The sequence below is a fragment of the Tsukamurella sp. M9C genome, assembly GCF_020169415.1.
Lineage (GTDB): Bacteria > Actinomycetota > Actinomycetes > Mycobacteriales > Mycobacteriaceae > Tsukamurella.
In genome coordinates this window covers 197,051-208,575 of the sequence record NZ_JAIULG010000003.1, presented here as the reverse complement: position 1 = coordinate 208,575, position 11,525 = coordinate 197,051, and the positions used below count along the sequence as shown (strand labels likewise).

General features: G+C 70.8%; 12 protein-coding genes. 5 read left to right on the top strand and 7 right to left on the bottom strand.

Features of this window, described 5'->3' with window-relative positions:
• Positions 1 to 176 precede the first annotated feature (176 nt).
• Genes hsaA through hsaB form a run of 4 tightly spaced genes read left to right on the top strand, consistent with a single transcriptional unit; the run spans position 177 to position 3,707 of the window.
• Positions 177 to 1,352, top strand: coding sequence for a 3-hydroxy-9,10-secoandrosta-1,3,5(10)-triene-9,17-dione monooxygenase oxygenase subunit (gene hsaA / locus LB823_RS03510; RefSeq protein WP_224645383.1), 1,176 nt, complete (start codon positions 177 to 179; stop codon positions 1,350 to 1,352).
• Positions 1,353 to 1,354: 2 nt separating this feature from the next.
• Positions 1,355 to 2,224, top strand: a complete 870-nt coding sequence (gene hsaD / locus LB823_RS03505; RefSeq protein WP_224645382.1) for a 4,5:9,10-diseco-3-hydroxy-5,9,17-trioxoandrosta-1(10),2-diene-4-oate hydrolase — start codon at positions 1,355 to 1,357, stop codon at positions 2,222 to 2,224.
• Positions 2,225 to 2,241: 17 nt separating this feature from the next.
• A complete protein-coding gene (gene hsaC / locus LB823_RS03500) occupies positions 2,242 to 3,147 on the top strand; it encodes an iron-dependent extradiol dioxygenase HsaC (RefSeq protein WP_224645381.1) in 906 nt (301 codons plus the stop codon).
• Positions 3,147 to 3,707 (top strand): 3-hydroxy-9,10-secoandrosta-1,3,5(10)-triene-9,17-dione monooxygenase reductase subunit, encoded by a 561-nt coding sequence (hsaB, locus tag LB823_RS03495; protein ID WP_224645380.1) that lies wholly within the window; start codon positions 3,147 to 3,149, stop codon positions 3,705 to 3,707. Before hsaC ends, hsaB begins: the two co-directional genes overlap by 1 nt.
• A 23-nt stretch (positions 3,708 to 3,730) precedes the next feature.
• Here the strand turns inward: hsaB and LB823_RS03490 are convergent, their stop codons facing one another.
• The gene (locus LB823_RS03490; protein WP_224645379.1) at positions 3,731 to 4,171 is read right to left on the bottom strand and encodes a MepB family protein; all 441 of its coding nucleotides are present in this window, start codon (positions 4,169 to 4,171) and stop codon (positions 3,731 to 3,733) included.
• Between the two features lie 105 nt (positions 4,172 to 4,276).
• Here LB823_RS03490 and LB823_RS03485 point away from each other — a divergent pair, with 105 nt between their 5' ends.
• On the top strand, positions 4,277 to 4,840 hold the full coding sequence (locus LB823_RS03485; RefSeq protein WP_224645378.1) for a peroxidase-related enzyme: 564 nt from the start codon (positions 4,277 to 4,279) through the stop codon (positions 4,838 to 4,840).
• A gap of 1 nt (position 4,841) precedes the next feature.
• On the opposite strand, the gene LB823_RS03480 is transcribed toward LB823_RS03485, so the two are convergent.
• The 6 genes from LB823_RS03480 to LB823_RS03455 form a co-directional block, all read right to left on the bottom strand.
• A complete protein-coding gene (locus LB823_RS03480) occupies positions 4,842 to 5,756 on the bottom strand; it encodes an SAM-dependent methyltransferase (protein WP_224645377.1) in 915 nt (304 codons plus the stop codon).
• Positions 5,757 to 5,826: 70 nt separating this feature from the next.
• Positions 5,827 to 6,867, bottom strand: a complete 1,041-nt coding sequence (locus tag LB823_RS03475; protein WP_224645376.1) for an acyl-CoA dehydrogenase family protein — start codon at positions 6,865 to 6,867, stop codon at positions 5,827 to 5,829.
• Entirely contained in the window at positions 6,864 to 7,877 is a 1,014-nt protein-coding gene (locus LB823_RS03470) for an acyl-CoA dehydrogenase family protein (protein WP_224645375.1), read from the bottom strand. The genes LB823_RS03475 and LB823_RS03470 overlap by 4 nt, the downstream gene beginning before the upstream one ends.
• Positions 7,874 to 9,034: an acyl-CoA dehydrogenase family protein gene (locus tag LB823_RS03465; RefSeq protein WP_224645374.1), complete on the bottom strand. Its 1,161-nt coding sequence runs from the start codon at positions 9,032 to 9,034 to the stop codon at positions 7,874 to 7,876. The genes LB823_RS03470 and LB823_RS03465 overlap by 4 nt, the downstream gene beginning before the upstream one ends.
• Complete coding sequence (locus tag LB823_RS03460) at positions 9,034 to 9,942, bottom strand: enoyl-CoA hydratase (protein WP_224645373.1); 909 nt, start codon at positions 9,940 to 9,942, stop codon at positions 9,034 to 9,036. Before LB823_RS03460 ends, LB823_RS03465 begins: the two co-directional genes overlap by 1 nt.
• Complete coding sequence (locus LB823_RS03455; RefSeq protein ID WP_224645372.1) at positions 9,939 to 11,465, bottom strand: FadD3 family acyl-CoA ligase; 1,527 nt, start codon at positions 11,463 to 11,465, stop codon at positions 9,939 to 9,941. Before LB823_RS03455 ends, LB823_RS03460 begins: the two co-directional genes overlap by 4 nt.
• Positions 11,466 to 11,525: the final 60 nt, after the last annotated feature.

The window sequence follows — 11,525 nt, the reverse complement described above, 5'->3', positions numbered from 1 at the left end:
GGCGGCTCTCGGGCATGGCTCTCCTCGGACGGTCTCGAAACCGGTTACAACAGCAAGATAGGTGGATCCGAACCTTTGATGTAGCGTTTCGCGTCAGAAAATGAGAACGTGTTCTAGTATCGATTCCAACGGCGGGCTTCGGAGTTCGCCAGAGGGTCTTCAGGAGGCGAGGAAAGATGAGCGATCAGAGCGTCGACGCGGTGCTGGCTGAGGTGGCGGAGCTGCTGCCCACCCTCCGGGACCGGGCGCAGGAGACGGAGGACGCGCGCCGGATCCCGGCCGAGTCCATCAAGGCGCTGCAGCAGAGCGGCTTCTTCCGCCTGCTGCAGCCGAAGCGCTACGGCGGTTTCGAGGCCGATCCGGTGGCGTTCTACACCGCGGTCAAGATGCTGGCGAGCGCCTGCGGTTCCACCGGCTGGGTCTCCTCGATCCTCGGCATCCACCCGTGGAACGTGGCCCTCTTCGACGACCGCGCGCAGCAGGAGGTGTGGGGCGAGGACCAGGACACGCTGATCTCCTCGTCGTACGCCCCGATGGGCAAGTCGGAGATCGTCGAGGGCGGCTACCGCCTCTCGGGCAAGTGGAGCTTCTCCTCCGGCTGCGACCACGGCACCTGGGCGCTGCTCGGCGGCCCCGCGTTCAAGGACGGCAAGCCGGTCGACTTCCTGACCTACCTCGTGCCGATCAGTGACTACACGATCAACGACGTGTGGCGCACCGTCGGCCTCCGCGGCACCGGCAGCAACGACATCGTGGTGGACGACGTCTTCGTCCCGGCGCACCGCGCCCTCAGTTTCCAGCTGGTCAGCAAGTGCAAGGGGCCCGGCCAGGAGGTCAACACCAGCCCGCTCTACAAACTGCCCTTCGGCTCGGTGCACCCGTCCACGATCACCGCCCCGATCATCGGCATGGCGCAGGGCGCCTACGACGCCCACGTCGAGCATCAGCGCAAGCGTGTGCGCGCCGCCTACGCGGGCGAGTCCGCGAAGGAGGATCCGTTCGCCATGGTCCGCGTGGCGGAGGCGGGCAGCGAGATCGACGCGGCGTGGCTCCAGCTGATCTCCAACATCAACGAGGAGTACGCGCTGGTCAAGGCCGGCGAGAAGATCCCGTTCAACCTGCGCCTCAAGGTCCGTCGCGACCAGGTGCGCGGCACCGAGCGGGCGATCTTCGCCGTGGACCGCATGTTCGAGAACTCGGGCGGCCGCGCGCTGGCCGAGGGCACGCCGATCCAGCGGTTCTGGCGCGACGCCCACGCCGGCCGGGTGCACGCCGCGAACGATCCCGAGCGCGCCTACAAGATGTTCGGCACCGGCGAGTTCGGCCTGCCCGTCATGGACGGGATGGTTTAGGCATGCCGGACACGGACGTGGACGTCCTCAAGGAGGGGAAGTTCGCCACCACGGCGGCCGGCCTCACGCTGCACTATCACGAGGCCGGCGAGGAGAACCGCGCCAACGGCACCGTCGTGCTGCTGCACGGCAGCGGCCCCGGCGTCTCCTCGTGGAGCAACTTCGGGCGCAACATCCCGGTGTTGGCGCAGCGCTTCCACGTGCTCGCCGTCGACCAGCCGGGCTTCGGCCGGTCCGACAAGCCGACCGAGCACCCGCAGTACTTCGTGCACAGCGCGACGGCGCTCGCGGGCCTGTTGGACACGCTGGGCATCACGGGACGCGTACACCTGGTGGGCAATTCGCTCGGCGGCGGCACCTCGGTGCGGTTCGCTCTCGACTTCCCGGAGCGGGCGGGCCGGCTCGTGCTCATGGGCCCGGGCGGCCTCAGCGTGAACACCTTCGCGCCGGACCCCACGGAGGGCCTGCGCACCCTGCAGAAGTTCTACGCCGCTCCCAGCAAGGAGCGGCTCGAGGACTTCCTGCGGATCATGGTCTTCGACCAGAAGATGATCACGCCCGAGCTCGTCGAGGAGCGCTTCGAGCTCGCGCTCGACCCCGAGGCGATCGCCGCGTTCAAGGCCATGGGCAAATCCTTCGCGTCCGCGGACTACGAGAAGGGCATGCTCTGGCGCGACGCCTACAAGCTGCGCCAGCCCGTGCTCATGATCTGGGGCCGCGAGGACCGGGTCAATCCGCTCGACGGTGCCCTGCTCGCGCTCAAGCAGATCCCGCGCGCCCAGCTGCACGTCTTCGGGCAGTGCGGCCACTGGGCGCAGCTCGAGAAGTTCGACGAGTTCAACCGGCTCACGGCCGATTTCCTGGCCGGCTGACAAGGAGAAACAGGTAGATGGCGATCAAGGCCCTCGGGTACATGCGCATCGAGGCCACCGACATGGCGGCCTGGCGCGAGTACGGGCTCAAGGTGCTCGGGATGATGGAGGGAACGGGCAACGACCCCGATTCGCTCTACCTGCGCATGGACGACTTCGCGGCCCGCCTGGTGATCGTGCCCGGCGAGAAGGACCGGCTGCTGGTCTCCGGCTGGGAGGTCACCGACGCCCTCGGGCTCCAGGAGCTCCGCGACACCCTCAGCGCCGCGGGCGTCGCCTTCGAGGAGGGCACCAAGGACGAGAAGACGGAGCGCCGCGTCGAGGGCCTGATCCGCTTCCAGGATCCGGCGGGCAACACGCTCGAGGCCTTCCACGGTGCGCAATACCTCGGCCGACGCTTCGTCAGCCCGTACGGCCACCGGTTCGTCACCGGCGAACAGGGGCTCGGCCACGTCGTGCTCACCTGCACGGACGACGCTGCGGCGCAGGAGTTCTACCAGGGCGTGCTCGGCTTCCGGCTCCGCGACTCCATGCGGCTGCCCCCGCAGATGGTGGGGCGCCCCGCGGACGGCGACCCGGCGTGGCTGCGCTTCTACGGCTGCAACCCGCGCCACCACGCGCTCGCCTTCCTGCCCCTGCCCAACCCGACGGGGATCGTCCACCTCATGGTGGAGGTGGAGAACTCCGACGACGTCGGCCTGGCGCTGGATCGCGCGAACCGCAAGAAGGTCAAGATGTCCGCCACCCTCGGCCGGCACATCAACGACAAGATGCTGTCCTTCTACATGAAGACGCCGGGCGGCTTCGACATCGAGTTCGGCTGCGAGGGGCTCGAAGTCGAGAACGACGACTGGATCGCACGGGAGTCGACCGCGGTCAGCCTCTGGGGCCACGACTTCTCCATCGGCTTCAAGGAGCAGTGATGACCGCCCCCGTGATCGAACCGCTCGACTACCGCACCGCGATGGGGCACTTCTGCACCGGCGTCACGGTGATCACCGCCGCGGACGACGAGGGGCCGGTGGGCTTCGCCTGCCAGTCCTTTTCGGCGCTGTCCCTCGACCCGCCCCTGGTCCTGTTCTGCCCCATGAAGACCTCGGGCGCGTGGCGCACCATCGAGCGCACCGGGCGGTTCGCCGTCAACGTGCTCGGCGAGGGCCAGCAGGACGTCAGCTCGGTCTTCGGCTCTCGGCACCCGGACAAGTTCGGGGCGGTCGCGTGGAAGCCCTCGCGCACCGGTTCGCCGCTGCTCGACGGTGCGCTCAGCTGGATCGACTGCGCCGTCGAGACGGTGCACGACGGCGGCGACCACCACATCGTGATCGGCCGGGTGCTCGAGCTCAGCGCGCCGAACGCCGGGCGGCCGCTGCTCTTCTACAAGGGCCGCTACACGCAGACGGTGACCGATCCCGGCGAGGCCCTCCCGCGCACCCTGTCGCTGGACTCGTTCCTCACCTGGCCCGTCGGCGACGACTGGATCTGAGCCCGCGCGCACGTGAGCGCAGGTCAGTCGACCTGCTCGAAGTACGGCGCCTGCGCTGCGCGGGTACGTTCGGCTTGTGGGTTGAGCCCGGTGGACCATGCGGGATAGAGCCGGAAGCCGCGCTTGCCCGCTGAGCTCGAGGAGGAGTACACGCCGAGCGCGCAGAGCACCTCGCCCGGGAACGCGAAGGCGCCGAAGCGCGGACCGTCGGGGACGAGGACGAGCAGGCCCGCGGTCGGATCGCCGGCGTCGAAGGGTTCGGTCTCGCCGTCCGGCCCGCGCCGCCACACCGCCACGAACGCCCCCGGCTTCGTGGGCGTGATCCGCGCTGTGCGGACGCGCCACAGGGCCCCGTCGATATCGGCCGTGCAGGCCTCGTAGTCACTGCCCTGCGTCTCCGCGGTCACGGCTCGCAGGCGCGCGCCCTTCGCGGCCGCGACGTGCTCCAGAGCGTGGAAGGCCATGGACCCCAGGATAGGTGCGGCGGTACCGATCTCGTCGAACGGGCGGGGCCGGCGCCGGCCACCTGGTAGTCAGAGAGGGTAGTGGCGGACGTACGAGGAGATGACATGACGGAGCGGATCACCGCGCTCGACCTGCCCGCGGGCGAGCTGAGCGAGGGCACGCGGAAGTACTTCGAGATCTGCCGCGAGAAGCTCGGCATGGTGCCGAACGTCCTGCAGTCGCTGACCTTCGACGAGGCCAAACTGCGCGCCTTCAGCGACACCTACAACGACCTCATGCTCGGCGATTCGGGCCTGAGCAAGCTCGAGCGCGAGATGATCGCCGTCGTCGTGTCCTCGGTGAACAAGTGCTTCTACTGCCTCACCGCGCACGGCGCGGCCGTGCGGGAGCTGTCGGGCGACCCGGTCCTCGGCGAGATGCTGGTGATGAACTTCCGCGCCGCGGAGCTGCCGGCGAAGCAACGGGCCATGCTCGAGTTCGCGGAGAAGCTCACGGAGGCCCCGTCGAAGATCGACGAGCCCGACCGGCAGCGGCTCCGCGACGCCGGGTTCACCGACCGCGACGTCTACGACATCGCCAACACCGCGGCCTTCTTCAACATGACCAACCGGCTCGCCTCGGCGGTCGACATGCGGCCGAACTCGGAGTACCACTCCGCCGCACGGTGACTCAGTCGGCGGGCAGCGCCGCGGTGAAGTAGCCGATCGTATCGGCCATGAGCGACGCGTCCGCGGGGACGGTGTCCTGCACGCCGTAGCTGCGGCCCAGTTCCACCGGGTTCCCCGCCCGGGTGACGGTCCAGCCCTGCGCGGTGAGGAATTCGGCCGGATCGGAACGGTCCTCGTCGGCGACGAACAGCGACGTCACGTCGAAGTCGCCGAGGGGATTCCCCTTCTGCGAGTACTTCTCCGTGATCGCGCGGAAGCCGTCGAGGTCGAGCGGTCCGTTCTGGCCCTCCACGGCGACCCGGCTTCCCGGCGCGGAGAGTTCCACGATCCGCTCGAAGAGCAGTACCTGCGCTGCGGCGGGGAGGTAGGGGAGCAGGCCCTCCACGAGCCACGCCGTCGGTTCGGCACCGTCGAACCCGGAGGACTGCAGCGCGGCAGGCCAGTCGTCGCGCAGGTCGACGGGCACGTGCCGGAGCCCGGCCGCGGGCGCCGCGCCGCGCTCGGCGAGCGTCGACTCCTTGAACGCCAGGACCTCCGGCTGGTCGAGCTCGTAGACGACGGTGTCGGCGGGCAGGTCGAGCCGGTAGGCGCGGGAGTCCAGTCCCGCCGCGAGGATGACGATCTGCCGCTCGCCCGCCGCGACCGCGGCCGCCACGAAGTCGTCGAAGTAGCGGGTGCGCACGCCGAGGTGGCGAGTCGCGGCCATCGGATTGCCCGCGTCGTCACCGGCGTCGGCCAACGCGATGGCCCGGGGATCGCCCGCGGCCTCGAGGAAGACCCGCGCGAACGGGTCGCGCGCGAGCGCGTCGGCGCGCTCGGTCTCCACGGCCCGCGCCGCGGCGACCAGCAGGGCCGTGAAGCCCACGCTGGTCGTGATGGTCCAGGTGTCGCCGTCCGTGCGCGTGGTGTCCGACATCCGCGTTTCCTTTCGCAAGTAGTTCGTCTACGAAAGTACCTTGCGTCCGGAGGTCCGGCAAGAACATGTTTCAGGAATGCGCCAGCTCCCGGCGGGCCAGGTGGTGCGCCGGATCGCCGAACAGCTGCGACGAGGAGTGCGCGCGCTTGAAGTACAGGTGCGCATCGTGCTCCCAGGTGATGCCGATCCCGCCGTGCAGCTGGATCATCTCGGCCGCGACGGCGCTGAACGCCTCGGAGCAGTAGGCCTTCGCCGTCGCGACCGCAAGGGCCGCGTCCTCGTCGCCGCGGTCGAGGGCCTCGCCCGCCGCGAGGGCCGCGGACCGGGCCGACTCGACGAGGACGAACATGTCCGCCATCCGGTGCTTGAGGGCCTGGAAGGAGCCGATCGGCCGACCGAACTGCACTCGGGAGCCCGCGTACTCGACGGTGATCGCGAGGGCCTGCGCCGCCGCGCCGGCCTGCTCGGCCGCGAGGACCGCGCACGCGACGTCGAGCGCGCGGACCAGTGCGGCGCGCGCGCCGTCCCGGAGGAGGCGGGCGGGTGGACCGTCGAGGGCCACCTCCGCGAACCGCCGGGTCGGGTCCATCGACGGGGTGTGCCTGCGGGTCGTCGCGGAGCCGTCGACGAGGTACAGCTCGTCGCCCGCGACGACGAGCAGATCGTCGGCGCAGTCACCGTCGAGGACGAATCGCGCGGTCCCGGTGAGTCGCCCGTCGGTCGCGGTGATCGGGCGTGCGGCGAAGTCGTCGCCGGCGAAGGCGACGGCGGCGATCCGCTCGCCGCTCGCGAGACCGGTCAACAGCTCGGCCTCGTCGGTGTCGGCCAGCAGCGCCGTCGCGAGCACAGCGGAGCCCAGGAAGGGCGACGGGACCAGGTGTCGCCCCAGTTCCTCCGCCACCGTCTGCAGCGCGCGCACCCCCGCGCCGACGCCGTCGTGCGCCTCGGGGACCGCCAGCGCGGCGACGCCGACCTGCTCGCACAGCACCGACCACAGGCCGCGGTCGTAGCCCTCGGCGGAATCGATCGCGGCGCGCAGCGCGGCCGGCGACCACCGCCGGTCGATGACGCTGCGGACCGCGGCCGCCAGATCGTCCAGTTCCGAGCTCATCGCGCCGCCTTCCGGACCGCGTCGAGCACCGTCGCGCGGTGCTCGGCCTGGGTTCCCCACGCCGACTGCAGGGCCCGGACCTTGGTGATCCACAGGCCGAGGTCGTACTCCGCGGTGTAGCCGATCGCGCCGTGCACCTGGAGCGCGGTCCGCGCGGCCAGGTAGGCGGCGTCCGCCGCCGCCACCCGCGCCGCCGCGACGTCGCGCGCGGGATCGAGATCGACGCCGCGGGAGGCGTTGCCCGACAGCGCCACGGCCGCTCCGCTCAGGAGTGGCGCCGCCAGCTCGAGCCGCGTCGCCACGTCGGCGAGGAGGTGCTTGATCGCCTGGTACTCGCCGATCGCCTTGCCGTACTGGGCGCGGGCCTTCGCGTACTCGACGGTGTCGTCCAGCAGCCGCCGCCCGGCGCCGAGCAGCTGCGCCGCCACCGCGAACGCCCCCGCCACCTCGCCCGATTGAACGACGTTCTGGAGATTGCGACCTGGGGTTTCTCCCTCCAGAACGTCGTTCAATTGCGGGGGGAAGAGGCGCCGGGTCCGGTCGACCGAGCCCAGAGGGGCGGTCGACGGTGCCTCCACCGTCGCGATCGCGCCGTCGGCGCCCACGACGAAGCGGAGGTCCGCGACGTCGGCGTCGAGCAGGAACGGGGTGCGCGGCGCGAGGGCGACGGTGCCGATCGCGCCGTCCGCGAGGGCACGGAGGTGCCCGGGGTCGCTGAGCAGCGCGGGCAGCACGGCGATGGACTCGACGATCGGTCCGGGCACGCCGTGATAGCCCAAGGCCTGGAAGGCGACGGCGAGGTCCACGGGGTCGCCGCCGACGCCGCCGTGCTCCTCCGGGATCGCGAGGCCGGTCACGCCGAGGTCGGCGAGCGCCGCCCAGACCTTCCGGCCGGGGCCGTTGTCGCCGTCGGCCCACGCGCGGGCAGCGACCACCACGCCGGCCCGCGAGAGCAGATCGTCGAGCGACTCCGTGAAGGCCGCGTTCTCCTGCGACGGTGCGAATCTCATCGGGCTCCCCGAGGTAGGCCGAGGAGACGCTCGGCGATGGTGTTGCGCTGGATCTGGTCGGTGCCGCCGTAGATGGGGCCCGCCAGCGAGAACAGATAGCCGGCCGGCCAGCGACCCTCGTCGGGAGCGGATTCGCCGGTGAGTTCGCCGCGCGGGCCGAGCAGGTCGAGGGCGGTCTCGTGGAGCGCCACGTCCAGATGGCTCCAGAACAGCTTGTTCACACTCGATTCCGGGCCGAGCTCGCCGCCGTCCTGAAGGCGGGTCACGGTGCCGAAGGTGTACAGCTGGTACGCGCGCGCCCCGATCCAGGCGTCGGCGACGCGCTGCGCGTCGGCGCTGGAGGTGTCGCCGTCCTCGCGCTCCCACAGGTCGACGAGGGCGTCGGCGGCCGAGAGGAAGCGACCCGGGCTGCGCAATGAGAGACCGCGCTCGTTGTTGGCCGTCGTCATCGCGACGCGCCAGCCCTGGCCGGGCTCGCCGATCACGTCGGCGTCGGGCACGAAGACCTCGTCGAGGAAGATCTCCGCGAAGCCGGGCTCGCCGTCGAGCTGGGGAATCGGACGCACGGTCACCCCCGGCGCACGCAGGTCGAACATCAGGTAGGTCAGACCGCGGTGGCGCTCCGACCCGGGCTCGCTGCGGAACAGGCCGAAGGCGCCGTCGGCGAAGGCGGCGCGGGAGCTCCACGTCTTCTGGCCCGAGAGCTTCCAGCCCCCGTCGACTCGGGTCGCGGTCGAGCGGAGCGAGGCGATGTCGCTGCCCGCCTCCGGCTCCGACCAGGCCTGCGCCCACACCCGCTCCGAGCGGGCCATCGCCGGAAGGATCCGGGCGCGCTGCTCGTCGGTGCCGTGGCTGAAGAGGGTGGGCGCCAGCATGAACAGGCCGTTCTGGTTCACCCGCAGCGGTGCACCCGCGGCGTAGTACTCCTCCTCGAAGATCACCCACTGCAGCATCGTCGCGTCGCGCCCGCCGAACTCGGCCGGCCAGGAGACCGCGGCCAGCCCGGCGTCGGCGAGCTTCGCCTCCCACGCGCGATGCGCGGCGAAGCCCTCGGTGGTGTCGAAGGAGGGGAGGGGCTCGGCCGGCACGTTCGCGGCGAGCCAGGCGCGCACCTCGTCGCGGAACGCGACGTCGGCGTCGTCGAACTCGAGGTCCACTACTCGGCCTTCCGCGCGGAGTCGCCGGTCGCGCTGCGCGCCCCGGACGCCATCGATTTGGCGCTCTGCCCGCCGAGGGAGTCGCCGCCGGAGACCTCGGCGTTGTGCGCGTGCGCGAAGTGGTGCAGGCCGAACACCGAGTCCATGCCGGCCCGCATGCCCATGAGGTCCTCGCACTGGTTGACGGCCTTCTTCGTCAGTGCCAGGCCGAAACTCGGCATGTCCGCGATCCGCTCGGCGAGCGCGAGCGTCTCCTCCTCGAGCTCGCTGCGGGGCACGACGCGGTTGACCATGCCCCACTCCTTGGCCTGCTGCGCCGAGAAGCGGTCACCCGTGAACAGGAACTCCTTGGCGGCCCGCGGACCCATGACCCACGGGTGCGCGAAGTACTCGACGCCGGGGATGCCCATGCGCACCACCGGGTCCGAGAAGAAGGCGTCGTCGGAGGCGACGATGAGGTCGCAGCTCCACGCCAGCATCAGCGCGCCCGCGATGCAGGCGCCCTGCACCGAGGCGATCACGGGCTTCGGGATCTCCCGCCAGCGCCGGCACATGCCGAGGTACACCTCGGACTCGCGCGCGAAGCGCTGGTCGCCGCCCTCGCGACCCACGTGATCCCACCAGAGCACGGCCTTGTTCTCGAAGTGCTGGTCGACGTCGCGGCCCGGCGTGCCGATGTCATGCCCGGCCGAGAAGTGCTTCCCGTTGCCCGCCAGCACGATCACCTTGACCGCCGGGTCCTCCACCGCGCGCACGAAGGCGGCGTCGAGCGCGTAGGTCATGGCCGAGTTCTGTGCGTTGCGGTACTCGGGACGGTTCAGGGTGACCACGGCGACGGGGCCGCGCACCTCATAGGTCACCACCTCCGCCTCGGTGTTCGCGTCGGGGCCGGGCGTGCTGTTGGTCATCGCTTCTCTCCTGCTGCAGGGGCGGGCTCGCCGCGCAGGACGCGCTTGAGCACCTTTCCGGTCGCGTTGCGCGGTAGTTCGCTCACGAACTCCACGCTGCGGGGGACTTTGAAGTTGGCCAGGAACTCCCGGCAGTGCTCGATCACGGCGTCCTCGGTCAGCTCACGTCCGGCGGTGAGCACGACGAAGGCCTTGCCGACCTCGCCGAGGCGCGGCTCGGGGACGCCGACCACGGCGCTCTCGGCGACGCCCGGGATCCGGGCGATCACCTGCTCGATCTCCGCCGGGTAGACGTTGAACCCGCCGTTGGTGAACATGTCCTTGATGCGGTCGGTGATCCGCAGGTTCCCCGCATCGTCCATCGATCCGGCGTCGCCGGTGTGGAACCAGCCGTCGGCGTCGAAGGCCTTGGCCGTCGCCTCGGGATCCTCGAAGTACTCGGCGATCACGTTGGGGCCGCGCACCAGGATCTCCCCGTCGTCCGCGATCCGCACCTCCATGTCGCGCACCGCCCGGCCGGAGGTCCTGGCGATCACCTCCGGGCCGTCGTCCGCCCGGCACATCGTCACGACGGGGGCCTCCGAGAGGCCGTAGGCGGTGAGCACGCGCTCGTACAGTTCGGCGCGCATGCGCTCGATCAGGACGACGGGGATCGTGGCCGCGCCGGTGGTGGCGGCGCGCAGGCTCGACAGGTCGTATTGCGCGCGATCCGGGTGGTCGAGCAGCATCTGGTGCACGGTGGGCACGCCGGGCAGGATCGAGATCCGTTCCCGCTGGATGAGATCGAAGGCCGCCGTGACGTCGAAGGTCTGCGCCGGGTAGATGGTCGCGCCGAACTGGAGCGCGGCGAGCACCCCGGCCTTGTAGCCGAAGATGTGGAAGAACGGGCTCGCGATGAGGTAGCGGTCCGCCTCCGTGACGCCCACCAGTTCCGCCCAGTTCGCGGCGTTCGCCAGGGTCTGCGCGTGGGTGCTCATCGCGCCCTTGCTGCGGCCGGAGGTGCCGGAGGTGAAGAAGATGTCCGACGGGTCGTCGGGTGTGACCGCGGCGGCGGCACCGTCGAGCTCGGTGTCGGCGATCCGTGCACCCCGTGCCGCGACACCGTCCCACTCCGGCAGGCGGAGGACGGCGGCGATGTCGCCGGGGAGGCCGCCGGCGGTCGCGATGACGAGCTCGAGCCGGTCCACTCCGAGGAACGGGCCCGCCACGACGAGGCCCCGTGCCCGCGTGCGCACCAGCAGGTCGACGATCTCCGGACCCGTGTAGCGGGTGTTGACGGGGACCAGGACGGCGCCGATGTACGCGGCGCCGAGCGCCGCCTCGATCCACTCGTGTCCGTTCGGCGCGCAGACGGCGACGCGGTCGCCCCGTCGGATCCCCTCCGCGAGGAACGCCCGGGCGACGTCGCGGGCGCGACCGTGCAGATCCGCGTAGCTGATCCGCAGGTCGCCGTCGACCACGGCGGTGTGCTTGCCGAACCGCTCTGCGGCGTCGCGCAGCGCCGCTGCGATGGTGCGTGACATGCGCAAACCCTTCTGCCTAGCAAGTGCTTGGTAGAACACGTTACAGTGCGAGTCGAGTCT